The sequence below is a fragment of the Microbacterium sp. No. 7 genome (genome assembly GCF_001314225.1).
Taxonomy (GTDB): Bacteria; Actinomycetota; Actinomycetes; order Actinomycetales; family Microbacteriaceae; genus Microbacterium.
The window spans coordinates 3,364,901-3,388,400 of record NZ_CP012697.1; the positions used below are offsets into that span (position 1 = coordinate 3,364,901).

General features: G+C 71.5%; 24 protein-coding genes and 1 tRNA gene. 8 read left to right on the forward strand and 17 right to left on the reverse strand.

Annotation, left to right across the window (positions count from 1 at the left end):
• Positions 1 to 39: 39 nt before the first annotated feature.
• Positions 40 to 1,392, reverse strand: a complete 1,353-nt coding sequence (locus tag AOA12_RS15640) for an ABC transporter substrate-binding protein (RefSeq protein WP_054684789.1) — start codon at positions 1,390 to 1,392, stop codon at positions 40 to 42.
• A 226-nt stretch (positions 1,393 to 1,618) separates the two neighbouring features.
• Here AOA12_RS15640 and AOA12_RS15645 point away from each other — a divergent pair, with 226 nt between their 5' ends.
• On the forward strand, positions 1,619 to 2,680 hold the full coding sequence (locus tag AOA12_RS15645) for a LacI family DNA-binding transcriptional regulator (RefSeq protein WP_054684792.1): 1,062 nt from the start codon (positions 1,619 to 1,621) through the stop codon (positions 2,678 to 2,680).
• Positions 2,681 to 2,738: 58 nt separating this feature from the next.
• Here AOA12_RS15645 and rplL read toward each other — a convergent pair whose 3' ends face one another.
• Complete coding sequence (rplL, locus tag AOA12_RS15650) at positions 2,739 to 3,128, reverse strand: 50S ribosomal protein L7/L12 (protein ID WP_054684795.1); 390 nt, start codon at positions 3,126 to 3,128, stop codon at positions 2,739 to 2,741.
• Positions 3,129 to 3,173: 45 nt separating this feature from the next.
• Entirely contained in the window at positions 3,174 to 3,689 is a 516-nt protein-coding gene (gene rplJ / locus AOA12_RS15655) for a 50S ribosomal protein L10 (protein WP_054684799.1), read from the reverse strand.
• Positions 3,690 to 4,269: 580 nt separating this feature from the next.
• On the opposite strand from rplJ, the gene AOA12_RS15660 reads away from it, so the two are divergent.
• From AOA12_RS15660 to AOA12_RS15670, 3 genes are all read left to right on the forward strand, one after another.
• Positions 4,270 to 4,917 (forward strand): YqaJ viral recombinase family protein, encoded by a 648-nt coding sequence (locus AOA12_RS15660; protein WP_054684802.1) that lies wholly within the window; start codon positions 4,270 to 4,272, stop codon positions 4,915 to 4,917.
• A gap of 271 nt (positions 4,918 to 5,188) precedes the next feature.
• Positions 5,189 to 6,838: an MDR family MFS transporter gene (locus AOA12_RS15665; RefSeq protein ID WP_054684807.1), complete on the forward strand. Its 1,650-nt coding sequence runs from the start codon at positions 5,189 to 5,191 to the stop codon at positions 6,836 to 6,838.
• A complete protein-coding gene (locus AOA12_RS15670; protein ID WP_082406305.1) occupies positions 6,835 to 7,353 on the forward strand; it encodes a MarR family winged helix-turn-helix transcriptional regulator in 519 nt (172 codons plus the stop codon). Before AOA12_RS15665 ends, AOA12_RS15670 begins: the two co-directional genes overlap by 4 nt.
• Before the next feature lie 86 nt (positions 7,354 to 7,439).
• Here AOA12_RS15670 and AOA12_RS15675 read toward each other — a convergent pair whose 3' ends face one another.
• Positions 7,440 to 7,784 carry an iron chaperone gene (locus AOA12_RS15675; RefSeq protein WP_054684810.1) on the reverse strand — a complete coding sequence of 115 codons (345 nt, stop codon included), beginning with the start codon at positions 7,782 to 7,784 and terminating at the stop codon, positions 7,440 to 7,442.
• Positions 7,785 to 7,953: 169 nt separating this feature from the next.
• Positions 7,954 to 8,841, reverse strand: coding sequence for a LysR family transcriptional regulator ArgP (locus AOA12_RS15680; RefSeq protein ID WP_054684813.1), 888 nt, complete (start codon positions 8,839 to 8,841; stop codon positions 7,954 to 7,956).
• 30 nt (positions 8,842 to 8,871) lie between these two features.
• Between AOA12_RS15680 and AOA12_RS15685 the strand changes: the two genes are divergently transcribed.
• The 4 genes from AOA12_RS15685 (at position 8,872) to AOA12_RS15700 (ending at position 13,566) form a co-directional block, all read left to right on the forward strand.
• Positions 8,872 to 9,702, forward strand: coding sequence for a LysE/ArgO family amino acid transporter (locus AOA12_RS15685; RefSeq protein ID WP_082406306.1), 831 nt, complete (start codon positions 8,872 to 8,874; stop codon positions 9,700 to 9,702).
• 183 nt (positions 9,703 to 9,885) lie between these two features.
• Positions 9,886 to 10,686 (forward strand): IclR family transcriptional regulator, encoded by an 801-nt coding sequence (locus tag AOA12_RS15690; protein WP_054684819.1) that lies wholly within the window; start codon positions 9,886 to 9,888, stop codon positions 10,684 to 10,686.
• 104 nt (positions 10,687 to 10,790) lie between these two features.
• Positions 10,791 to 12,995 carry a malate synthase G gene (locus tag AOA12_RS15695; RefSeq protein ID WP_054684822.1) on the forward strand — a complete coding sequence of 735 codons (2,205 nt, stop codon included), beginning with the start codon at positions 10,791 to 10,793 and terminating at the stop codon, positions 12,993 to 12,995.
• Positions 12,996 to 13,290: 295 nt separating this feature from the next.
• Positions 13,291 to 13,566 carry an acylphosphatase gene (locus tag AOA12_RS15700; protein ID WP_156366529.1) on the forward strand — a complete coding sequence of 92 codons (276 nt, stop codon included), beginning with the start codon at positions 13,291 to 13,293 and terminating at the stop codon, positions 13,564 to 13,566.
• A 54-nt stretch (positions 13,567 to 13,620) separates the two neighbouring features.
• Here the strand turns inward: AOA12_RS15700 and fdhD are convergent, their stop codons facing one another.
• From fdhD to AOA12_RS15760, 12 genes are all read right to left on the reverse strand, one after another.
• The gene (fdhD, locus tag AOA12_RS15705) at positions 13,621 to 14,481 is read right to left on the reverse strand and encodes a formate dehydrogenase accessory sulfurtransferase FdhD (RefSeq protein WP_054684825.1); all 861 of its coding nucleotides are present in this window, start codon (positions 14,479 to 14,481) and stop codon (positions 13,621 to 13,623) included.
• 8 nt (positions 14,482 to 14,489) lie between these two features.
• Positions 14,490 to 16,799, reverse strand: coding sequence for an FdhF/YdeP family oxidoreductase (locus tag AOA12_RS15710; protein WP_054684828.1), 2,310 nt, complete (start codon positions 16,797 to 16,799; stop codon positions 14,490 to 14,492).
• Between the two features lie 161 nt (positions 16,800 to 16,960).
• Positions 16,961 to 17,650: a 50S ribosomal protein L1 gene (gene rplA, locus AOA12_RS15715; protein ID WP_054684830.1), complete on the reverse strand. Its 690-nt coding sequence runs from the start codon at positions 17,648 to 17,650 to the stop codon at positions 16,961 to 16,963.
• Positions 17,651 to 17,663: 13 nt separating this feature from the next.
• Complete coding sequence (rplK, locus tag AOA12_RS15720) at positions 17,664 to 18,095, reverse strand: 50S ribosomal protein L11 (RefSeq protein WP_005050009.1); 432 nt, start codon at positions 18,093 to 18,095, stop codon at positions 17,664 to 17,666.
• Between the two features lie 119 nt (positions 18,096 to 18,214).
• The gene (locus AOA12_RS15725; protein ID WP_054684832.1) at positions 18,215 to 18,550 is read right to left on the reverse strand and encodes a DUF202 domain-containing protein; all 336 of its coding nucleotides are present in this window, start codon (positions 18,548 to 18,550) and stop codon (positions 18,215 to 18,217) included.
• Positions 18,547 to 18,912 (reverse strand): YidH family protein, encoded by a 366-nt coding sequence (locus AOA12_RS15730; protein ID WP_054684835.1) that lies wholly within the window; start codon positions 18,910 to 18,912, stop codon positions 18,547 to 18,549. Before AOA12_RS15730 ends, AOA12_RS15725 begins: the two co-directional genes overlap by 4 nt.
• On the reverse strand, positions 18,909 to 19,871 hold the full coding sequence (locus AOA12_RS15735; RefSeq protein ID WP_197280942.1) for a formylglycine-generating enzyme family protein: 963 nt from the start codon (positions 19,869 to 19,871) through the stop codon (positions 18,909 to 18,911). Before AOA12_RS15735 ends, AOA12_RS15730 begins: the two co-directional genes overlap by 4 nt.
• An 18-nt stretch (positions 19,872 to 19,889) precedes the next feature.
• Entirely contained in the window at positions 19,890 to 20,924 is a 1,035-nt protein-coding gene (gene nusG, locus AOA12_RS15740; protein ID WP_054684838.1) for a transcription termination/antitermination protein NusG, read from the reverse strand.
• Positions 20,925 to 20,977: 53 nt separating this feature from the next.
• Entirely contained in the window at positions 20,978 to 21,241 is a 264-nt protein-coding gene (secE, locus tag AOA12_RS15745; RefSeq protein ID WP_054684841.1) for a preprotein translocase subunit SecE, read from the reverse strand.
• Between the two features lie 46 nt (positions 21,242 to 21,287).
• A tRNA-Trp gene (locus AOA12_RS15750) sits at positions 21,288 to 21,360 on the reverse strand.
• 129 nt (positions 21,361 to 21,489) lie between these two features.
• On the reverse strand, positions 21,490 to 21,927 hold the full coding sequence (locus tag AOA12_RS15755; protein ID WP_054684844.1) for a pyridoxamine 5'-phosphate oxidase family protein: 438 nt from the start codon (positions 21,925 to 21,927) through the stop codon (positions 21,490 to 21,492).
• 60 nt (positions 21,928 to 21,987) lie between these two features.
• Positions 21,988 to 23,457 carry an XRE family transcriptional regulator gene (locus tag AOA12_RS15760; RefSeq protein ID WP_054684847.1) on the reverse strand — a complete coding sequence of 490 codons (1,470 nt, stop codon included), beginning with the start codon at positions 23,455 to 23,457 and terminating at the stop codon, positions 21,988 to 21,990.
• Positions 23,458 to 23,500: the final 43 nt, after the last annotated feature.

Consider the following 23,500-nt stretch of genomic DNA (forward strand, 5'->3'; position numbering starts at 1 on the left):
GGGGCCACCCCCTCAGGAGCGGCCCCGCGGCTCATCGGGTCAGGACGAGGGCCAGCCGCCCTCGATCTGCTGGAGGACGGACGCCGTGTCGGTGCCGTTCACCCAGTCGACCATGCCCTTCCAGAACGTGCCCGCGCCGACGGCCGACGGCATGAGGTCGGAGGCGTCGAAGCGGAACGTCGTGGTGTCGGCCTGCAGGATCTCGATCGCGGCCTTCAGGATGTTGCTCGAGGCGTTCGCGGGGTCGAGGCCCTTGTTCGCGCTGATCACGCCGCCGAGCTCCACACGGCTGTTGGCCCACTCGGGGCTGGAGAGGTACTCCTGCACCTTCTGCGTGGCCTCCGAGTCGGAGAACGCCGCGACGATCTCGCCGCCGCCGGTGACGACCGCGCCGTCGCTCGAGCCGCCCGCCTCGTAGGGGGGCATCAGGAAGGCCCAGATGTCGCCGTCCTCGGCGACGTCGCCGCCGGCATCCGCGATGAAGCCGTCGAAGAACGATGCCTGGTGGTGCAGCGCGCACGTGCCGTCGACGAGCGCCTGCGCGGCGTCGCCGAACGGGGTCGTCACGATCGACTTGACGTCACCGAAGCCCGCGTTGACGTACTGCGGGTTGCGCGCGATCTTGTCGAACTCGTCGAACGCCGACTGGATCTTCGGGTCGGTGAAGGGCACCTCGTTGGCGACCCACTGGTCGTAGACCTCGGGGCCGGACTGACGCAGGACGAGATCCTCGATCCAGTCGGTGCCGGGCCAGCCGGTCGCGGCGTCGGAGCCGAAGCCGATGCACCACGGCGGGTTGCCGGTGTCGGCCTGGATCTTCGCCGTCAGGTCGAGCAGCCCCTGCCAATCAGTGGGGACCTCGTAGCCCTTCTCGGTGAAGAACGACGGCGAGTACCAGATCCAGCCCTTGACGCTCGCCATGAGCGGGGCGCCGTAGAGCGTGCCGTCGACCGTGCCGTAGGCGGCCCAGTCCTCGGTCCAGCCCGACTCGACGTTGCTCTTGACCGCGTCCGGCGCCTCCTTGAGGAAGCCGCGCGTCGCCATGTCGGCCATCAGGCCGGGCTGCGGGAAGATCGCGAGGTCGGGGGCGTTGCCGCCCTGCGCGCGGACCGCGATCTGGGCCTCGAACTCCTTCGACGACTCGTACTGGATGTCGATGTTGTTCTCTTCCTCCCAGTCGGCCCACGACTGTTCGAGAAGCTCGGCCTCGGTGTCGGCGATGGTGCCGTAGATGGTCACGACGGCCTTCTCGTCACCCCCTCCGGTCGAGCCGGAGCCCCCGTTTCCGGTGGTGCCGCCGGAGCCCGGGCCGCCACTGCAGGCGGTCAGCACAAGGCCGGCAGCGCCGACGAGTGCGAGCGGAGCGATCCAGCGGCGCTGTGACATCCCCATAAGTTTCCTCCTCATCGAGTGCACGGAATGAGATGGTGCACACGGCTCCCCTCCGTGGGGAACCGATTCCACTCAAACCTAGGGGAGCGCCCCCTCGGCAACAACGAGGCGACGGTCACAACCGGATAACGACAGGGATGATCCGTGACTCCGCGTTACTGGAACCGGTTCCATTGGTGCGCCTCGTTCGCTAGAGTGTGCGAAGGGACAGGAGGTCGATGCCACCATGGTCGGCATTGCGGACGTCGCCGCGCGGGCGGGGGTCTCGAAGGCCACCGCCAGCCGCGCGCTGAGCGGCGGCGGCTCCGTCGCCGCCGCCACGCGGGAGCGCGTGCGCCGGGTCGCCGAGGAGCTCGGCTACGCGCCGTCGACGAGCGCCGTCTCGCTCGCGACGGGGCGCACGCAGAACATCGGCGTGATCATGCCCTACCTCACCCGGTGGTTCTTCGCCGAGGTGCTCGAGGGCGTGCAGACCGCGCTGCTCGACCGGGGGCTCGACCTCACGCTCTACGACGCACGACCGGGGTCGGCCGCGCGCGCGCGGATCTTCCGCGACTTCCTCACGCGCAAGCGGTTCGACGGGCTGATCGCCGTGGGCCTCGAGCCCGACGTCGCCGAGATCCGTCAGCTCGCCAAGGTGGGCCGCCCCGTCGTCGGCGTCGTCACGCCGGCCGGCGAGACGAGCTGCGTCACGGTCGACGACGACTACGCGCTGCGCCGCGCGACGGAGCACCTGCTCACGCTGGGCCATCGCACGATCACGTTCCTCGGCGGCGGCGTCGACGAGCAGGGGCGGGAGCAGTGGACGCACGTCGACCGTCGCCGGTTCGAGGGCTACGCGGCGGCGATGACGGATGCCGGGCTGTCCGGCGAGATCCGCCACATCCGCTCCCCCACGAGCATGCCGGGGGGCTACGCCGCCGCGGTCGACCTGTTCGGCGACGCCCGCCAGCGACCGACCGGGGTCGTCGCGACGTGCGACGAGGTGGCGGTCGGCGCCATCATCGCGGCGCGGCGCCTCGGCATCCAGGTCCCCCTCGGACTCAGCGTCATCGGTGTCGACGACCACGAGCTCGCGGAGATGTTCTCGCTCACGACGCTGCAGCAGGACCCGCGCGAGCAGGGCGCGGCCGCCGTGGCGCTGCTGCTCGCGCACATCGAGGATCCGGCACGCACGCCCACGGTCGTGCGCATGCAGTCGCGGCTCGTCGTGCGGGGGACGACGGGTCCCGCCGACCCCGCTCGCGCGCCGGCCGTGCTCGACAGCGACCGCACGGAGAAGCAGTGAGGGCCCGGATGCCGTGGCATCCGGGCCCTCACTGAGGGTCCCCCGCGGGGGAACGGGATTACTTCAGCGTCACCGAAGCGCCGGCCTCCTCCAGGGCGGCCTTGGCCTTCTCGGCGGCCTCCTTGTTGGCGCCCTCGATGACGGCCTTGGGGGCACCGTCGACGACGGCCTTGGCCTCGCCGAGGCCGAGCGAGGTGAGCTCGCGGACGACCTTGATGACCTGGATCTTCTTGTCGCCGGCAGCCTCGAGGATGACGTCGAACGAGTCCTTCTCCTCGGCCTCCTCGGCGGGAGCGCCACCGGCGGGGGCGCCGGCAGCGGCGACCGCGACGGGGGCGGCGGCGGTGACGTCGAAGGCCTCCTCGAAGGCCTTGACGAACTCGCTGAGCTCGATGAGCGTCAGCTCCTTGAACGCGTCGAGCAGCTCTTCAGTGCTGAGCTTTGCCATGATGATTCTCCTTGAATTGGGGGTGAACTACGCCGAGACCCGATGTCAGGCCGCGGACTCCTGCTTCTCACGCAGCGCGTCGACCGTGCGGACGGCCTTCGACAGCGGAGCGTTGAACAGATATGCCGCCTTGGTCAGCGAGGCCTTCATCGCGCCGGCGAGCTTCGCCAGCAGGACTTCACGGCTCTCGAGGTCGGCGAGCTTGTTGACCTCTTCCGCGGTCAGAGGGGCACCGTCGAAGTACCCGCCCTTGACGACGAGAAGAGGGTTAGCCTTGGCGAAGGCACGCAGACCCTTGGCGACGGCGACCGGGTCACCGTGCACGAAGGCGATGGCCGACGGACCCTTGAGGTCGTCGTCCAGGCCCGTGACCCCCGCGTTGCTCGCGGCGATCTTGGTCAGCGTGTTCTTCACCACGGCGTATTCCGCGTCCTGACGAATGCTGTTGCGCAGCTCCTTGAGCTGGGCGACCGTCAGACCGCGGTACTCGGTCAGCAGAACGGCAGTCGAGTCCTCGAAGTTCTTCGTGAGCTCGGCGACCGTTGCGTCCTTCTGCGCCATGGCCACTCCTTGTGTGTATGAGACGCCCCGCGGCAGCGGGACATCGGCCGCCGATCCGCGGGGGCACGCCCCGGCAACGAGAAAGGCTCCGGCGCAAGCGCACGGAGCCTCGAATCCGGATTCCCGGGAAGTATCAGTGTCACCTGCGCGGGCCCCTGCATCGCAGAGCTTCGTCGGCATCCGCTCACGCGCACGCCGAGACCAGCGGTCTTTGGCTTCGTCCACTGTACCCTCCCCCGCGCCCATCCCCAAATCCCGCACCGCCCGCTTCCTCGCGGCATCCCTTGCACCACCCCCTCATCCCTCCCACGTCACCTTCCACATCCCTTCAACCGCGGCAGACTGCGGGTGCAGGGCGCCGCGACCCGCAATCTGCCGCGGTCGGGCACGGGTCCCCTCCGCTCAAACTCCCTCAACCGCGGCGAAAGGTGGATGCCGCGGGCGAGCACCCGCAGGGTGCCGCGGTCGAAGGGCGGGTGCCGGGCGGGCGGGTCGGGGAACGGGCGGGGTGGCGGGCGGGTCGGGGAACGGGCGGGGTGTCGGGCGGGGGATGACGGGGGTCGGGGTTAGCCTCGAGCGCGTGACTCCCGAACTGGCCGCGCGCATCGTCGCCGACTCGCGCGACCGGGTGGCGTGGCTGCGGGCCCGGTCACGGGGCATCACGGCGACCGACGTCGCGCAGCTCACGACGCACAACGCCATCCCGCGCGTCGCGGAGGCGAAGCTGCGCGGGTCGGGCTTCTCGGGCAACGCCTACACGGAGCACGGGCGCCGGCGCGAGCCGGAGATCGCGGCGTGGGTCGCGGCGACGCACGGCATCCAGCCGTCGTCGGCGCTGTTCCACGCGGTCGTCGAGAAGCGGCACCTCGCGACGCCCGACGGCATCGCGGTCGACGCCGGCGGGCGCGTGACGCTCGCCGAGATCAAGACGACCAACAAGACCTGGCGCTCGATCCCCCGCACCTACCTGCGCCAGGTCTGGTGGCAGCAGCACGTGCTCGGCGCCGAGCGCACGCTCGTCGTCTGGGAGGAGCACGACGGCTTCGTGCCGATCGGCGACGAGCCCAAGTGCGCGTGGGTCGACCGCGACGAGCGCGAGATCGGCAACCTCGTGCGGCTCGCGACCGAGCTCATCGACGAGCTCTATCTCCGCACCCAGTCCCAGCGCACCTCCCCCGCACCCCCTTCCGCACGCACCCCCTACCGCGCCCTCGCCCTCAGCGACTGACGCCCCCACGCGCGCTCACCCACCCGGCATCCCCCACCCGGCATCCCCCACCCCGCGAGACGGCATCCGCGCGACGAGACTGCCGTTCTGGCGGGCAGTCTCGTCGCGCCCGTGCCGTCTCGCGGAGAAGACGGCGGGGTGGTTGACGGAGCGCAAGCATGGGGTTATGGTTGACGATTGTCAATATTTGACGTTGCTCAATCAGTTGGGATCGAGGGGTTCCGTGACTTCATCCGCTTCTTCCGAGACCGCCGCGCCGGCGGCCTCGCCCATGACGCGCCGCCGGGTGCTCGAGGCCCTCTCGGGTCTCATCCTCGGCATGTTCGTGTCGATGCTCGCCTCCACCGTCGTGTCGTCGTCGCTGCCGGTGATCGTGCACGACCTGGGCGGCGACCAGACCGCGTTCACGTGGGTCGTCACGTCCACGCTGCTCACCACGGCGATCTCCACCCCGATCTGGGGCAAGCTCGCCGACCTCACGAACCGCAAGCTGCTGTACCAGCTCGCGATCGTCATCTTCATCGCCGCGACCGCCGCGGCGGGCTTCGCGCAGGACCCCGCGACGCTCATCGCGTTCCGCGCGGTGCAGGGCATCGGCGCGGGCGGCCTCGCCGCGCTGAGCCAGGTGATCATGGCCGACATCATCAGCCCCCGCGAGCGCGGCCGCTACATGGGACTGTTCGGCGCGGTCATGGCGCTCGCGACGATCGGCGGGCCGCTGCTGGGCGGCGTCATCACCGACGCGTTCGGCTGGCGCTGGAACTTCTTCGTCGCGCTGCCCGTCGCGATCGCCGCGCTCATCCTCGTGCAGACGACCCTGCGCCTGTCCACCGTGCCGAAGAAGAAGGTCAGCATCGACTACCTCGGCATCGTGCTGCTCGCCGTCTCGGTCTCGCTGCTGCTCATCTGGGTGACCAGCGCCGGCACCGACTTCGACTGGTGGAGCGTGCAGACGGTGCTCATGGTCGGCATCGCCCTCGTGAGCGCCGTGCTGTTCATCGTCGTCGAGCTCCGCTCGCGCGAGCCGCTCATCCCGCTCTCGCTCTTCCGCGACCGCACCTTCACGCTCTCGGTCGTCGCCTCGATCGCGACGGGCATCGCGATGTTCGGCGCCTCGGTCTTCCTCAGCCAGTACATGCAGCTCGCCCGCGGCGCGACGCCCACGCAGGCGGGTCTCATGACGATCCCCATGATCGGCGGGCTGCTCGTCGCGTCGATCGGCGTCGGCGCCCTCGTCACGCGGTTCGGCCGCTGGAAGCCGTACCTCGTCGTCGGCGCGATCCTGCTCACGGCGGGCTCGGCGCTGCTCTCGACGATCCGCTACGACACCGACTTCGTGCTCGTCTCCGTCTACATGTTCCTGCTCGGCGCCGGCGTCGGCATGACGATGCAGAACCTCGTGCTCGTCGTGCAGAACACCGCCAAGCCCACCGAGATCGGCGTCGCGAGCTCGGGCGTGACCTTCTTCCGCAGCCTCGGCGGCACGATCGGCGTCTCGGTCATGGGCGCCGCGCTCGCCGCGCGTGTCATCGAGCTCATGGCCGGCGCGAAGGAGAAGCTGGCGACGACGATCGCCGGACTCGGCGACGAGGCGGCCTACTGGGCGCAGCAGCTGGAGTCGGGCGCCATGCCCAAGGTCTCGGACATGCCCGAGACGCTGCGCGTGCTCATCGAGGACATCTACGCCCAGGGCATCTCGCACTCGTTCCTCATCGCCGTGCCGTTCGCGGTGCTGAGCCTCGTGGCGATCGTCTTCCTGCCCAACATCCCCCTGGGACGCATGACGACGACCGAGCGGATGCACGCGGGCGAGGCCGACCTCGCGACCGTCTCCGCACCGGCCGCGATGGGCACGCTCACCGCCACGGGTAGCATCGACACGACGACCACCGGGGCGGGGCGGGACAAGGACGCGGAATGAACGAGAGCGCTCGGGCCGCGCAGACCCACGCGCGCGGCCCCGGATCGGCCGACGCATCCCGCACCGCGCCGGCCGATCCGGATGCCGCCCGCACCGAGGCCGTCAGGGCGCTGGAGGTCGAGTTCGGCGAGCTCGCCAACCGGTTCCGCCGCTATCTCGCCCTCAACGCGCAGCGGCTGGCCCCCGGCATGCTCCCCGGCGCCTACAAGCTCTTCACGACGATCGCGCGCCGCGGGCCCATCACGCCGTCGGCGCTCGCGGAGCTGCTCATCATCGATCGCGGGCAGGTGAGCCGCGCGGTGCGCGAGCTGGAGCGGCACGGGCTCGTGCAGCGCGAGCCCGACCCCGAGGACGGGCGGTCGAGCCTGCTCTCGGCCACGCCCGAGGGGCTCGAGCGGCTCGCGGCGGCGCGCGCACCGCAGGAGGGCACGCTGCTCCGGGCGCTGGAGGACTGGCCCGTGCACGACATCCAGCAGCTCGCGCGGCTGCTGCACACGCTGCTCAACGAACTCTGACGCGCGCCGCGGGATTCACCCGTCGGCTTGGGCGTCGCTCACCCGTCGATCTGCGCGCGACGATCACCCGTCGGCTTGCGCAACGCTCACCCGTCGATCTGCGCGCGACGCGCGGCGGCGAGCGCACGGAGCACGTCGTCGGGCACGACGGCATCCCGCGTGAAGCGGATGGTCCCCTTGACGTGCTGGATGCCGTCGAGCAGCGGCAGGATGTCGATGAGCGCGGCCGGGCTGAACGGGAAGACGCCGAAGTGATGTCGCGCGCGCATGACCGAGATGAGCGACTGGCCGCGGTAGAGGAGCGCGGGCATGCCGTAGCCGAGGCCCTGCTCGGTGTCGGGCACCGCGTCTCGCACGACGTCGTACGCGTGGGCGATGATCGCCGCATCGGCCGGCTCGAGTCCCGCTAGATAGTCGTCGACGGTTCCCATGTCGGCATCCTGTCACCAATCTCGCCGAGATGGTGGGTTTCTCGCGGAGACCGCCCCACCGTCTCGGCGAGAAACCCACCATCTCGGCGGAGACGAGACCGGGGCGGGGCGGGAGGGGCGCGGGGGCGCAGGAGCGCTCGGGGCGCAGGGTGGTCAGGGCGCGGCGGGATCAGGGCGCGGGCGGGATCAGGGCGCGGCGGGCCTCGGCAACGATCTCGGCGGCGACGTCGTCGAGCAGCGGCGAGCGCAGGTTCCACTGCTGCCAGTGGAGCGGCACGTCGACGGGCGCACCGCCCAGCAGCACCAGCTCCCCCGCGTCGAGCGCCGGCTGCGCCTGCAGGCGCGGCAGCATCGCCCAGCCGAGCCCCAGCCGCACCGCGGTGACGAAGTCGTGCGACGCGGGCACGCGGTGCCGCGGCGGTGCCGCGAGGTCGGCGTCCTGCTGTGCGAGCCACTGCGACTGCAGGTCGTCGCGCGCGTCGAAGTCGACGACCGGGGCCGCCGCGAGCGCCGCGGGGGTCGGCCCGTCGGGGAACCAGCGGTCGACCACCGCAGGCGCGGCCATGGCCTCGTAGCGCAGCACGCCCAGCGCGGTGACGCGGCAGCCCGCGACGGGCTCGGCGCGCGAGGTGACCGCCGCCGTCACGGTGCCCGCCTCGAGGAGCGTCGCGGTGAAGTCCTGGTCGTCCCGATGCAGGTCGAACACGACCTCGTGCCGGGCGCCCGCACGCGCGAGCGCGGGCAGGAACCACGTCGCGAGCGAGTCGGCGTTGACGGCGATCGGCAGCGTCGCCGTGCGGCCCTCGCCGAGCTCGGCGAGGGCGTCGTTGTGCAGCAGTGCGAGCTGCCGCGCGTAGCGCAGGATCGGATGCGCGGCCGACGTGGGCCGCGCGGGCCTCGAGCGCACGAGCAGCACACGGCCCGCCTGCTCCTCGAGCGCGCGGATGCGCTGGCTCACGGCCGACGGCGTGATGTGCAGGCGGCGCGCGGCGGCATCCATGCTGCCCTCGTCGACGACCGCCGCGAGGGTCATCGCGAGCTCCGGGACGAGCTGCATCTTCAGCACTCCTTATGCAGGTGAAGAATCATGAACTGGACTGTCGCTGCTGCCGACCCTACCGTCGATGGCGTGCTCACCTCTGCTCTCGCGGGCCTCGGCCTCGGCCTGTCCCTCATCGTCGCGATCGGCGCGCAGAACCTGTTCGTGCTGCGGCAGGGGATGCGCCGCGAGCACGCCCTCACGGTCGCGGCCGTCTGCGCTCTCTCCGACGCCGCGCTCATCGTCGCGGGCGTCTCGGGGCTCGGGGCGCTGCTGCAGGCCGTGCCGTGGCTCGTCGACGCCGTGCGCTGGGCGGGCGCGGCGTTCCTCACGGGATACGCCGTGCTCGCCGCGCGCCGCGCGCTGCGGCCCACGGGCGAGAGCCTGCGCGTCGCCGACGAGGACCAGCGAGGCGACGGCGAGGGACGAAGCAGCGGCGCGGACCCGCGCACCGCCGGCGTGCACGCCCCGACGAGGGATGCCGTCGTGCTGCCCGCCCGCACCCCGGATGCCGGCACCGCCCCGGCGGTCCCCACCACACCCACCGCCGTCCCCACCACACCCGCCACCGCGACGACCGCCCCGCGCTCGCGGCGCGCCGCGGTCGTGCTCACGTGCCTCGCGCTGACGTGGCTCAATCCGCACGTCTACCTCGACACGGTGTTCCTGCTCGGCTCGGTCGCGAGCACACACGGCGACGGGCGCTGGTGGTTCGCCGCGGGAGCCGTCGTGGCCTCCGTCGCATGGTTCTTCTCGCTCGCGGTCGGCGCGCGGTTCCTCGGGCGCTGGCTCGGCACGCCGCGCGCCTGGCGCGTGCTCGACGGCGTCATCGCGGTCGTGATGCTCGCGATCGCGGTCTCGCTCGTGCTGCCGCACTGACGCATCGCGCCGCCGCGCTCCGTGCCCCGGCCCGCAGCCCCCGGCCCAGCGCTCGCAGCGCCTCCTCCCCCGGCCGCGATCCCGCACCCCGGCATCCCCCTCGGGCATCCTCATCCCGTCATCTCGGATACTCTCTTCCGTATCGTGGACATCGCACGGACATCCAGGCGCGAGGGAGGCGGCATGACCGACACGGGGGCCCAGCAGACGTCGCGCGCATCGACCGTGCAGTCGGTGGCGCGATCGTTCGAGCTGCTGGAGTGCATCGCCGCGCAGGGCGGCGACGCGCCGATCTCGGACCTCGCGGAGGCCACCCGGCTCCCCCTGCCCACGATCCATCGCCTGCTGCACACGCTCATGGCCTCGGGGCACGTGCGCCAGCTGCCCAACCGACGCTACGGGCTGGGCCCGCGTCTCATCCGCCTCGGCGAGGTCGCGAGCCGGCAGGTCGGCGCGTGGGCGCGCCCGCACCTCGCGGGCCTCGTCGAGGAGCTCGGCGAGACCGCGAACATGGCGATCCTCGACGGCGACATGGCGACCTACGTCGCGCAGGTGCCGTCGACGCACACCATGCGGATGTTCACGGAGGTCGGCCGGCGCGTGCACACGCACGCCTCGGGCGTCGGCAAGGCGATCCTGTCGCAGCTCGACGACGCCGACGTGCGCGCCCTGACCGAGCGCGCGGGGATGCCGACGCCCACCGTGCACACGATCAGCGACGTCGACGCCCTGCTCGCCGACCTCGCGACGACCCGCACCCGCGGATACGCGATCGATGACAACGAGCAGGAGCTCGGCGTGCGCTGCTTCGCCGTGCCGGTGCGCGGGATGCCGGCGCCGACGGCGATCTCGGTGTCGGGACCCGTCATGCGCGTCGACGAGGCGTTCGCGCGGCGCGCCATCCCGATCCTCACGGTGACGGCCAAGCGCATCGCGTCCGAGACGCGCGCCGAGAGCCGTCTCACCGATGCGCCACGCGGGTGACCCCCGCACGGTTTTCACGATGCGGAAACCAGGTTTCATTGTCGGCGCGCCGCCGTTAATCTGACCGCACGGCGCACCGCGCCCCGACCAGAGAGGACATCGTCATGGCTCACGACCCCGCGACCACCACGTCAGCCCCCGCTGCGAGCGACGCCGTCGAGCGCGCCGGCCTGCTCGTCGCACAGCCTCTCGTCGACTTCATCGAGGGCGAGGCGCTTCCGGCCGCGGGCCTGGAGCCCGACGCCTTCTGGCAGGGCGTCGCCGGCATCTTCGGCGACCTCGCGCCGCGCAACCGCGAGCTGCTGGCCGTGCGCGACGACCTGCAGGCCCGCATCGACGCGTACCACCGCGCGAACCCCGGCCAGCCCGAGCCGACGGCCTACCGCGCGTTCCTCGAGGAGATCGGCTATCTCGTGCCCGAGCCCGCCTCGCTGACGATCACGACCGAGAACGTCGACAGCGAGATCGCCGAGCAGGCGGGTCCGCAGCTCGTGGTGCCCGTGTCGAACGCGCGCTTCGCGATCAACGCCGCGAACGCCCGCTGGGGCTCGCTGTACGACGCCTTCTACGGCACCGACGCGATCGACCAGACCGGCGACCTCGCGCCGGGCAGCGGCTACAACCCCGCGCGCGGTGCCGAGGTCATCGCCCGCGGCCGGGCGCTGCTCGACCTCGCCGCTCCCCTGGCATCCGGCTCGCACGTCGACGCGACGTCGTACGCGGTCGCCGACGGCGCGCTGCGGGTGACGCTGGGCGACGGCACGACGACGGGCCTGCAGGACGCGGCCGCCTTCGCGGGCTTCACGGGCGACGCGGCGGCGCCGGCCGGCATCCTGCTGCAGCACAACGGGCTGCACCTGGAGATCGTGATCGACCGCGAGGGCGCCATCGGCCGCACCGACGCCGCGGGCGTGCAGGACATCGTGCTCGAGTCGGCCGTCACGACGATCATCGACCTCGAGGACTCCGTCGCCGCCGTGGACGCCGAGGACAAGGCGCTCTGCTACCGCAACTGGCGCGGGCTCATCGACGGCACGCTGCAGGAGCAGGTGACCAAGGGCGGCCGCACGTTCACGCGCGCCCTCAACCCCGACCGCGCCTACACCGCGCCCGACGGCGGCTCGTTCGCGCTGCCCGGCCGCTCGCTGCTGTTCGTGCGCAACGTGGGCCACCTCATGACGACGGACGCCGTGCGCGACGCCGACGGCTACGAGCTGCCCGAGGGCATCCTCGACGCCGTCCTCACGACGCTCGGCGCGCTGCCGAGCCTGCGCGGCGAAGGCCCGCAGAACTCGCGCACCCGCTCGATGTACATCGTGAAGCCCAAGATGCACGGTCCCGACGAGGTCGCCTTCGCGGTCGAGACGCTCGGGCGCGTGGAGGAGCTCTACGGCCTGCCGGCGCGGACGCTGAAGATCGGCATCATGGACGAGGAGCGTCGCACGACGGTGAACCTCAAGGCCTGCGTGGCCGCGGCGAGCGACCGCGTCGTGTTCATCAACACCGGCTTCCTCGACCGCACGGGCGATGAGATCCACACGTCGCTGCACGCGGGCCCGATGGTGCGCAAGGCCGACATGAAGAAGCAGCCGTTCCTGCTCGCCTACGAGAACGCGAACGTCGACACCGGCCTCGCCGCGGGCTTCCCGGGACGCGCGCAGATCGGCAAGGGGATGTGGGCCATGCCCGACCTCATGCACGACATGCTCGAGCAGAAGATCGGCCACGTGCGCTCGGGCGCGACGGCCGCGTGGGTGCCGTCGCCGACCGCCGCGACGCTGCACGCCCTGCACTACCACGAGGTCGACGCGCGCGCGGTGCAGAAGGAGATCGCGACGCGCGCGCCGCAGAGCATCGACCCGATCCTCGTGCCCCCGCTCGGCGACGCGTCGGCGCTGACCGACGACGAGAAGCAGGCCGAGGTCGACACGAACGTGCAGTCGATCCTGGGCTACGTGGTGCGCTGGATCGACCAGGGCGTCGGCTGCTCGAAGGTGCCCGACATCCTCGACGTCGGCCTGATGGAGGACCGGGCGACCCTGCGCATCTCCAGCCAGCTGCTGGCCAACTGGCTCGCGCACGAGGTGATCAGCGAGGAGCAGGTCGACGACGCGCTGCGCCGCCTGTCGTCGGTGGTCGACGCGCAGAACGCCGGCGACCCGCTGTACGAGCCGCTCCTCCGCGACGGCGTGCCGGGCATCGCCTTCGAGGCCGCCCGCAGCCTCATCGTCGACGGCGCGGTGCAGCCGAACGGCTACACCGAGCCGATCCTGCACCGCATGCGCCGCGCGAAGAAGGCCCGGGCGTAACAGCCCCCCGGCCCCCGAGCCCCTCGAGTCAATCCCCGCCCGCCGAGTCAATACTCCTTCCGCGCTTGCGGGGTATTGACTCGGCGACGGAGGATTGACTCGGCGACGGGGGGAGGGCTCGGCGAGGGAGGGTTGACTGGGCGCATGACCGCATCGGCCGCCGACTATCGTTGGCTCCTCGGCAACCTCCGCTACGAGAACTGGGTCGACGTCGCGTGACACCTGAGCTCCTGGAGGGCGAGTTCCTCGTCGCCGAGGTTCCCCCGCCCGCCGCCCCCGGCGCATGATGGATGCCATGAAACGGGTTCACGTCACGGTCGAAGGCAGGGTGCAGGGCGTCGGATACCGCTATGCCACCAGGTCAGAGGCGCTCCGCATCGGCGTCACCGGCTGGGTGCGCAATCTCGCCGACGGCCGCGTCGAGGCGGAGATCGAGGGCACCGACGCGCAGGTCGATGAGCTCCTCACCTGGATGCGCACGGGTCCTGCGTGGGCACGCGTGCACGCCATCCGCGAGACCGAGACGGCACCGACCGGCGCGACGGGGTTCGAGGTGCGGGCGGACGGGTGAAGCGAGGTCCGCACCGTCGCCGCCGGGCCGGATGAGTCAACGGGTGCTGCGCCCTCACACCACTCGGTCGCCGCGCGTGTACACGTTCATCGTGTCGCCGCGCACGAAGCCGACGAGGGTGAGCCCCGACCGCTCGGCGAGCTCGACGGCGAGCGACGACGGGGCCGACACGGCGGACAGGATCGGGATGCCGGCCATCACCGCCTTCTGCACGAGCTCGAAGCTCGCGCGGCCCGACACCTGCAGCACCGTGCCCGACAGCGGCAGTCGCCCGCCGAGCAGCGCCCAGCCCACGGCCTTGTCGAGCGCGTTGTGGCGCCCGACGTCCTCGCGCACCACGAGGGGCGCCGCGTCGTCGGCATCCGGAGCCCCGGCATCCGCCTCGCCGGCCCGGAACAGCGCCGCGGCGTGCAGCCCGCCGGTCTTGTCGAAGGCCGCCTGGTGCGCCCGCAGCACGCCCGGCAGCTGTGCGAGGCGTTCCGCCGGCACCGTCGCCGCGTCGGTCGCGACGTCGTACGACGACACCGTCTCGACGGCGTCGATCGAGGCCTTGCCGCACACGCCGCACGAGCTCGTCGTGTAGAAGCTGCGCGCGAGGTCGGGCGACGGCGGGGCGACGTGCGGCGCGAGCGCGACGTCGAGCACGTTGTACGTGTTGCCCTCGCCGCCGGCGCCCGGTCCCCCGCAGTGGATGGCGCCGCGGAAGTCCTCGCCGCGCGCGATGACGCCCTCCGAGACGAGGAAGCCGGCGGCGAGCTCGACGTCGTGTCCGGGCGTGCGCATCGTGACGGCGAGCGGCCGGCCCGCGAGCCGGATCTCGAGCGGCTCCTCGACCGCGAGCGTGTCGACGCGCCGCGCGCTGCCGCGGCCGACGGTGATCCGCTCGATCGGGCGGCGTGCGGTGATCCGGCCCATCGCGCGGCCTACGCGGGGCGCCGCTCGAGCCGCACGACGACCGACTTCGAGGTCGGCGTGCCGCTCACGTCGGCGACGGAGTCGAGGGGCACGAGCACGTTCGTCTCGGGATAGTACGCCGCCGCGTTGCCGCGCGGGGTGGCGTAGGGCACGACGCGGAAGCGCTCGGTGCGCCGCTCCTGCACGGCACCGCCGGCATCCGTCCATTCCGACACGAGGTCGACGATCTCGCCCTCGGCGAGCCCGTGCGCGGCGATGTCGTCGGGGTGCACGAGCACGACGCGGCGGCCGCCGTAGACGCCGCGGTACCGGTCGTCCTTGCCGTAGATCGTCGTGTTGTACTGGTCGTGCGAGCGCAGCGTCTGCAGCAGCAGCCGCCCCTCGGGGATGCGCGGGTACTCCAGCGGGTTCGCGGTGAACCGCGCCCGGCCGTCGGCGGTCGCGAAGCGCCGCGCATCGCGGGGGCCGTTGGGCAGGTGCAGCGTCGCGCCCTTGTCGATGCGCCGCTCGTAGTCGTCGAAGCCGGGCACGACGCGCTCGATGTGCGCGCGGATGCCGGCGTAGTCGGCCTCCAGCGCGGCCCAGTCGGCGCGCGGCGCGTTGTCGCGCGCCGCGAACAGCCGCGCGCAGATGCGGGCGACGATCGCGACCTCGCTGAGCAGGTCGTCGGCGGGCGGGGCGAGCCGGCCGCGCGAGGCGTGCACGGCGCCCATGGAGTCCTCGACCGTCACGCGCTGCTCGCGTCCGCCGCGCCGGTCGCGATCGGTGCGACCGAGCGTGGGCAGGATGATCGCGCGACGCCCCGTGACGACGTGCGAGCGGTTGAGCTTGGTGGAGACCTGCACCGTGAGGTCGACGTTCGCCATCGCCGTCTCGACCACGCCCGTGTCGGGGGTCGCCGAGACGAAGTTGCCGCCCATCGCCATGAAGAGCCGCACCCGCCCGTCGCGCATCGCGCGGATCGCCTCGACCGTGTCGTAGCCGTGCCGGCGCGGCGCGGTGAACGAGAACTCGGCGTCGAGGGCGGAGAGGAAGGCCTCCGATGGCTTCTCGTAGATGCCGACGGTGCGGTCGCCCTGCACGTTCGAGTGCCCGCGCACGGGGCAGACGCCCGCGCCGGGCCGCCCGATGTCGCCGCGCAGCAGCAGCACGTTGACGACGTCGCGCAGCGTCGGCACGGAGTGCTTGTGCTGCGTCAGGCCCATCGCCCAGCACACGATCGTCGCCGCCGAGCCGCGCACGAGCTCGGCGATGCGGCGCAGCTCCGGCTCCGGGACGCCGGTGGCATCCACGAGCTCGGTCCATGCGGCATCCCCCAGCTGCCGCCGGTACGCCTCGAAGCCGCTCGTGTGCGCGGCGATGAAGTCGTGGTCGAGCACGCCGCCCGATCGCTCCTCGGCCTCGAGCAGGTGCTTGCCGATCGCCTGGAACAGCGCCTGGTCGCCGCCGAGCCGGATCTGCACGAACTCGTCGGCGAGCGGCGTGCCGCCGAGCACGACGCCGCGCACGGTCTGCGGGTTCTCGAAGCGCAGCAGCCCCGCCTCGGGCAGGGGATTCACGGCCACGATCGTCGCGCCGCGCTGCTTCGCCTTCTCCAGCGCGCTCAGCATGCGCGGATGGTTGGTGCCCGGGTTCTGGCCGGCGACGATGATGAGGTCGGCGCCGTGGATGTCGTCGATCGTGACGGTGCCCTTGCCGATGCCGATCGTCTCGGTGAGGGCCGAGCCGCTGGACTCGTGGCACATGTTGGAGCAGTCGGGCAGGTTGTTGGTGCCGTGGCCGCGCACGAGCAGCTGGTAGAGGAAGGCGGCCTCGTTCGAGGTGCGGCCCGACGTGTAGAAGACGGCCTCGTCGGGAGCGGTCGCCGCGAGCGCGTCGGCGATCTCGGCGAGGGCCTCGTCCCAGCCGATCGGCCGGTAGTGCGTCGCGCCCTCGTCGAGGATCATCGGATGCGTGAGGCGCCCCTGCTGACCGAGCCACCAGTCGTCGTGGCCGCGCAGCTCGTCGATCGCGTGCGCGGCGAAGAAGTCGGGGCCGACGCGGCGCAGCGTCGCCTCCTCGGCGACGGCCTTCGCGCCGTTCTCGCAGAACTCCGCGATGTGCCGCTTGTCCTCCTCGGGCCACGCGCAGCCGGGGCAGTCGAAGCCGTCCTTCTGGTTGACGCGCAGCAGCGTCTCGATGCTGCGCCGCACGCCCATCTGCTCGTTCGAGATCTTCAGGGCGTGCAGCACCGCGGGCACGCCCACCGCCACCTGCTTGGGCTTCGCCACGCGCACGCGCGTCTCGTCGATGTCCTCCGTCGGGGGCTTCGTCGCCATACCCTCCAGGGTACGGCCCCGGGCCGGCGACGGGCCGGTTCGGAACAGGATGCCGCGAGAACGCCCGTTCCGGGAGGCAGGACGCCGGGGAGCACAGGGGCCGGCGGCGGACACGACGATGGGCCCCGCCCGGAGGCGAGGCCCATCGTGATGCGCGTGTCTCAGACGAGCGAGGCGACGTCCAGCGGGATGCCGGGGCCGAACGTGGTCGACACGGCGCCCTTCTGGATGTAGCGACCCTTCGAGCTCGAGGGCTTCAGACGCACGATCTCCTCGACCGCGGCCTTGAAGTTCTCGTCGAGCTGCTCGGCCGTGAACGAGGCCTTGCCGACGACGAAGTGCACGTTGGCGTGCTTGTCGACGCGGAACTCGATCTTGCCGCCCTTGATCTCCTCCACGGCCTTGGCCGGGTTGGGGGTCACGGTGCCGGTCTTGGGGTTCGGCATGAGGCCGCGGGGACCGAGGACCTTGCCGAGGCGTCCGACCTGACCCATGAGCTCGGGCGTCGAGACGGCCGAGTCGAAGTCGGTCCAGCCGCCGGCGACCTTCTCGATGAGCTCGGCGCCGCCGACCTCGTCGGCGCCCGCGGCGATCGCGGCCTCGGCGGCCGGGCCCGTCGCGAAGACGATGACGCGGGCGGTCTTGCCCGTGCCGTGCGGCAGCATGACGGTGCCGCGCACCATCTGGTCGGCCTTGCGGGGGTCGACCGAGAGCTTGAGGGCGACCTCGACGGTCGAGTCGAACTTCTTCGAGCCCGTCTCCTTCGCGAGGTTCACGGCCTCGGTGGACGTGTAGAACTTGTCGCGGTCGATCTTGGCCGCGGCTGCTGCGTAAACCTTGGACTTAGCCATGTGTCTCTCCCCCTCAGTCCTCGACCGTGATGCCCATGGAACGGGCAGTGCCGGCGATGATCAGCGAGGCGGCCTCGATGTCGTTCGCGTTCAGGTCGGGCATCTTGGTCTCGGCGATCTGGCGCACCTGGTCCTTGGTCAGCTTGGCGACCTTGACCGTGTGCGGCGTCTTCGAGCCCTTCTGCACGCCGGCGGCCTTCTTGATGAGCTCGGCGGCCGGCGGGGTCTTCAGGATGAAGGTGAAGCTGCGGTCCTCGTAGACGGTGATCTCCACGGGGATGACGTTGCCGCGCTGCGACTCGGTCGCGGCGTTGTACGCCTTGCAGAACTCCATGATGTTGACGCCATGCTGACCGAGCGCGGGGCCGATCGGCGGCGCCGGGTTGGCGGCGCCGGCGTTGATCTGGAGCTTGATCAGGCCGGTCACCTTCTTCTTCGGTGCCATTCGTTTTCCTTTCGTCGAGCGGATGCCACGGCATCCCTCTCCCGCCTCTCCAGACTCTCCGGAGCGCGGTGGCCGTTCGCGGCGCGCCGGAGCGCGCACGCAAACCACACAATTCTACCTCAGGCGGCGAGCCGGCCGCTCACCACGAGGATCACGCCGCCCGCGCCGACGGCGGTCGCGAACAGCGCCAGCAGCAGCATCGGCACGGCCCCCGGCATCCGGCCGGTCCGGGCGAGCGCCGCGGCGGCCGAGTGGTACCGGCGGCGCGCGGCGATCCACAGCGCCGCGGCGACGAGCAGCCCGACCACGCCGCACAGCGCCCACGCCGCGCCGCCGAGCGCCTCGGGCAGGATGCGCAGGGCCAGGAGCGAGCCGATGCCGATCGCGAGGGCCGTGCGCCGCCACGCGAGCTCGGTGCGCTCCGGCTGCAGGCCCGGGTCGACGGGGCCCGTCATGGCAGCACGAGCGCCAGCACGATCAGCACGCCCGCGAGCGTGACGAGGACGCCGAGCACGGGCCCGAGGATCGACGCGGGCAGGGGCTGCCCGAGCCGCAGCGCGCGCTCCGTCCTCGACCATCCGATCCAGGCGAGCGCGGGCAGCACCACGCCCGACACGACGAGCACGAGCGACGCGGCGTGCCGCAGCCCCGGCGAGAGGTCGCCGCCGAGCAGCTCGAGCGCCACGCCGCCGGCGAACAGGGCGAGCGCCGTGCGGATCCACGCGAGGTACGTGCGCTCGTTGGCCAGGGAGAACCGGACGTCCGGCTCGTCGCCGCGGCCGTACACCGATGCCGGGAACCGCCGCCCGCCGCTCATCGGGCCACCGTCCGGAACCCCGCGTTGCCCATCGACGAGTCGGGCGTGTTCTGCGAGCGCGCCGAGTTGCGGTAGCGATTGCAGTACGAGACGTGGCAGAGATAGCTGCCCCCGCGCAGGACCTTCGTCTCGCCGGTCGCGGGCCCCCGCGGATCGGACGCCGGCGATGACGCGTAGTAGCGCGCGTCGAACCAGTCGGCGCACCACTCCCACACGTTGCCGACGCACTGCCAGAGCCCGTAGCCGTTGGGCTCGTAGCTGCGCACCGGCGCGGTCGTCAGATGGCCGTCCTCGGCCGTGTTGCGCACGGGGAAGTCGCCCTGCCAGATGTTCGCGCGCCAGCCGCCGTCGTCGACCTCGGCGTCGCCCCACGGATACGTCGCCCGGGCGATCCCGCCGCGCGCCGCGTACTCCCACTCGGCCTCGGTGGGAAGGCGCCGCCCGGCCCAGGCGCAGTAGGCGATCGCGTCGTTCCAGCTGACGTGCACGACGGGGTGGTCGTCCAGGCCGTCGATCGTCGAGCCGCGGCCGTGCGGATGCCGCCAGTCGGCGCCGCGCACGCCGAGCCACCAGGGCGTGCCGGCGGCGGGTCCCATGACGTCGTCGCTGGGCGCGTCCACGGCGAGGTGGAACACGGCGGAGTATCCGAACGACTCCGCCTCGGTCGCGTATCCGGTGTCCTCCGCGAACCGGGCGAAGTCGGCGTTCGTCACGCTCGTCGCGTCGATCGCGAACGCGCCGAGCTCGACGGCGTGCAGCGGCACCTCGCCGTCGCCGGGGTTGCGGTCTCCCGACGAGTCGCCCATCACGAAGGAGCCGGCCGCGATCCCGATCTGCTCGATCGCGTGACGGCCGTCGCCGGTCCCGACGACGGGCCGGCCGATCGAGACGGGTGCCGCACCGCTCTGCCGAGCGGGTGCGGCGCATCCGCATCCGCATCCGGGCGACGTGTGCGACATGCCCGCCCCGGCGAACCGCTAGGCCTTGGTGACCTGGTCGAACGAGAGCTCGACGGGCGTCTCGCGCTCGAAGAGCGACACGAGCACGGTGAGCTTTCCGCTCTCGGGCTTGATCTCGCTGATCGAGCCCGGCAGGCCCGCGAACGAGCCCTCCTTGATCGTGATGGTCTCGCCGATCTCGAAGTCGACCTCGGTGACGACGGTGCGGGCCGCCGCGGGCGCGCCCTTGGCGGCGGCGCCCTTCGCGGGTGCGACCTCCTTGGCCTCCACGAGCGACTTGAGCATGTTGAACGCCTCTTCGAAGCGCAGCGGCGTCGGGTTATGCGCGTTGCCGACGAAGCCCGTGACGCCCGGCGTGTGACGCACGACCGACCAGGTGTCCTCGTTGAGCTCCATGCGCACCAGCACGTAGCCGGGGATGCGCACGCGGTTGACCATCTTGCGCTGGCCGTTCTTGATCTCGACGACGTCCTCCATCGGGACCTCGATCTGGTAGATGTCGTCCTCGACCTCGAGCGTCGACTTGCGCTGCTCCAGGTTGGCCTTCACCTTGCGCTCGAAGCCCGCGTACGAGTGGATGACGTACCACTTGCCGGGCAGCTCGCGCAGCTCCTGACGGAACGCCTCGTAGGGGTCCTCGGGCTCCGCGTCGTCGTCCTCGGCGTCGCCCGCCTCGTCCTCGGCGTCGTCGTCCAGCTCGGGCCCGTCGTAGGGGGCCACGCGGTCGGCCTCGGCGGCCTCGCGGGCCGCGATCTCGTCGGCGATCGACTCGTTGAGCGCCTCGGCGGCGGCCTCCGCCTCGTCGGCCTGGTCGATCTCGAGTGCGTCGTTCACGATGGCATCCGCCTCCGGGTCGTCGATGTCGATGTCGTCCAGCTCGTCGTCGCTGTCGTCGGCGTCGTCCTCGTCGACGATGTGGATCGCCACGTGCTCCGCCGGCTCGGCCGCGCGCTGCTCCTCGGCGAGCACGTTGCCCTCCTGGGCCTCGTCGTCCTCGCTGGACTGCTCGGCAGCGGTCGCCCAATCGGCGTCGTCGACATATCTTTCAGACACTTACTTCTCTTCCATCGGGATCTGGGGGTGAGCCGGGCGGCACGAGCCCGCGATCACGCGCCGGGAGCGCCGAAGACGATCTCGACGATCCACGTGAAGACGAGGTCGAGTCCGTACACGACCCCCATCATGACGACCACGAATCCGAGCACGACGCCGGTGAACTTCGCGAGCTCCTGGCGGGTCGGCGTGACGACCTTGCGGAGTTCGGCGATCACCTGCCGGATGAATGTCGCGCTCCGTGCGAAGATGTTCGGCTTCTTCGCGCGGGCGCCGTCGGCCACGACGATCTCGTCGCCGAACTCCTCCGGAACCATGTACCCACCCGTGTCGTGTGAATTCGTGCCAGCTGATGCTGACGCGCAGGGCGGACAGGAATCGAACCTGCAACCTGCGGTTTTGGAGACCGCTGCTCTGCCAATTGAGCTACCGCCCTAGAGACCTGACGGCCTCGGGATGCCGGCATCCCCGCCCCGCTCGTGTTCCCACGGCACGGCAAAAGAATGCAGGCGATTGCGTCGTCCAGTGTACGTCATGCACACGGGCGGCGCGAACCGCGACGACGTCAGTACGACTGGATGCCGTAGCGATCGGGCTCCTCGCCGCGGCGGAAGGCACGGCCCGACACCGCGTCGGGGGTGACGCGCACGTAGTTGTACTTGAGCGTGGGGATCCACGGCGTGAGCGGCAGCCGGTCGGCGGCCTCGACCTCGGCGGCCGTGTCGAGCCGCGCGGCGGCGCCCCGCACGACGACGCTCCACGCGTCGGCGTCGGTGAAGCTGTCGACCTCGAAGAGCACCTGGTCGTTGATGGTCAGCTCGGTGAGCTTGCTGCCCTCCGCGGTGCGGAAGACGATCGTCTGCCCGTCGAGCACGTAGTTGACGGGGAAGATGTCGAGCACCGCGCCCACGCTCGTCACGAGGCGGCCCAGCTCGTGCTGGGCGAGGCGCTCGAAGCACTCGGCGTCGGTGAGGTGGGTGACGGCGTCGGCGTTGTCGGTCATACCCCCATCCTGCCGCGTCGCGCCGACATCCGCGAGTGTCCGCCGATCGCGGGGCCGGCCTCAGACGCGCGGCGCGTGCTCGTCGAGGAACTCGTAGAGGTCGGTCGTGTCGACGCCCGGGAACGACCCCGAGGGCAGCGTCGCGAGCAGCGTGCGCGGCGTGCGCACGTTCGGCCAGGCCTGGTCGCGCCACTGCCCCTCCAGATCGGCGGGCGGGCGACGGCAGCAGACCTCCACGGCGTGCCGCGACGTGCCGCGGTTCGTGGTCTCGCGCCCGATGAACCACTTCGTGTCGTCGAAGCGCACGCCCACGCTCACCGAGTGCGCGCCGTCGCTCAGGTGCTCCACGCGCGCCGTGCACCAGTAGGTGCCGTTGCCCGTGTCGGTGTACTGGTAGTACGGGTTGAACTTGTCGGGGATGTCGAAGACGACCCGGCTCGTCCACTTGCGGCAGCACAGCTGCCCCTCGATCGAGCCGAAGCGGTCGGAGGGGAAGTTGACGTCGTCGTTCTCGTAGGCCTTCGTGATCGTGCCCGACTCGTGCACCTTGAGGAAGTGCACGGGGATGCCGAGGTGCTGCGTCGCGAGGTTCGTGAACCGGTGCGCGGCGGTCTCGTACGAGACCGAGTACGCGTCGCGCAGGTCTTCGATCGAGATGGCGCGCCGCGACTTGGCGTCGTGCAGGAAGACCACGGCATCCGACTCGGGCACCATGAGCGCGCCGGTGAGGTAGTTGGTCTCGACGCGCTGCCGCAGGAACTCCGCGTACGACGTGGGCTCGCTGTGCCCGAGGATGCGGCTCGACAGCGCCTGCAGCACGGGCGTGCGCGAGTCGCCCTTGCCGGGCACCGAGTTCGACAGGTAGAGCCGGCCGTTGCGCAGGTCGGCGACCGATCGCGTGGACGCCGGGAGGTCGGACACGTAGTGCAGCGTGAACCCGAGGTGGGCCGCGATCTCGCTCGCCGCACGCTGCGTGAGGGGTCCGCCGGGGTGCCCGATGACGTCGAGCATGCGCCGCGCCTCGGCCTCCAGCTCGGGGAAGTAGTTGTCCTGCCGGCGCATGAGGCGGCGCAGCTCGACGTTCGCACGGCGCGCCTCCTCGGGCGTGGCCGAGCGCTCGTCGTTGAGCCGGGCGATCTCGCCCTGCAGCGCGAGCAGGGCGCGCAGCGCCTCGTCGGGGATCGTCTTGCCGATGCGGAACGGCGAGATGCCGAGCGAGCGGAACGTCTGCCCCTTCATGGCGCGCTCGAGCGCGATCTCCATCGTGGCGCGCTCGTCGAGCGGCTCGGCCTCGAGCAGGGTGTCGAGCGACGTGCCCAGCGCGCGGGCGATCGCCTGCAGCAGCGTGAGCTTCGGCTCGCGCTTGCCCGTCTCGATCATCGACAGCTGGCTCGGGGCGCGCTCGACGGCCGTCGCCAGCTCGTCGAGGGTCATCCCGCGCGCCGTGCGCAGCTGGCGGATGCGGCGGCCGATGGTGAGCGCGTCGGTCTCGTCGACATCGTCGGCGACCGGGACATCGAGGTTCGTCATAACCGCAAGTGTGTCACAGAACGTGAAGATCAACAAAAATTCA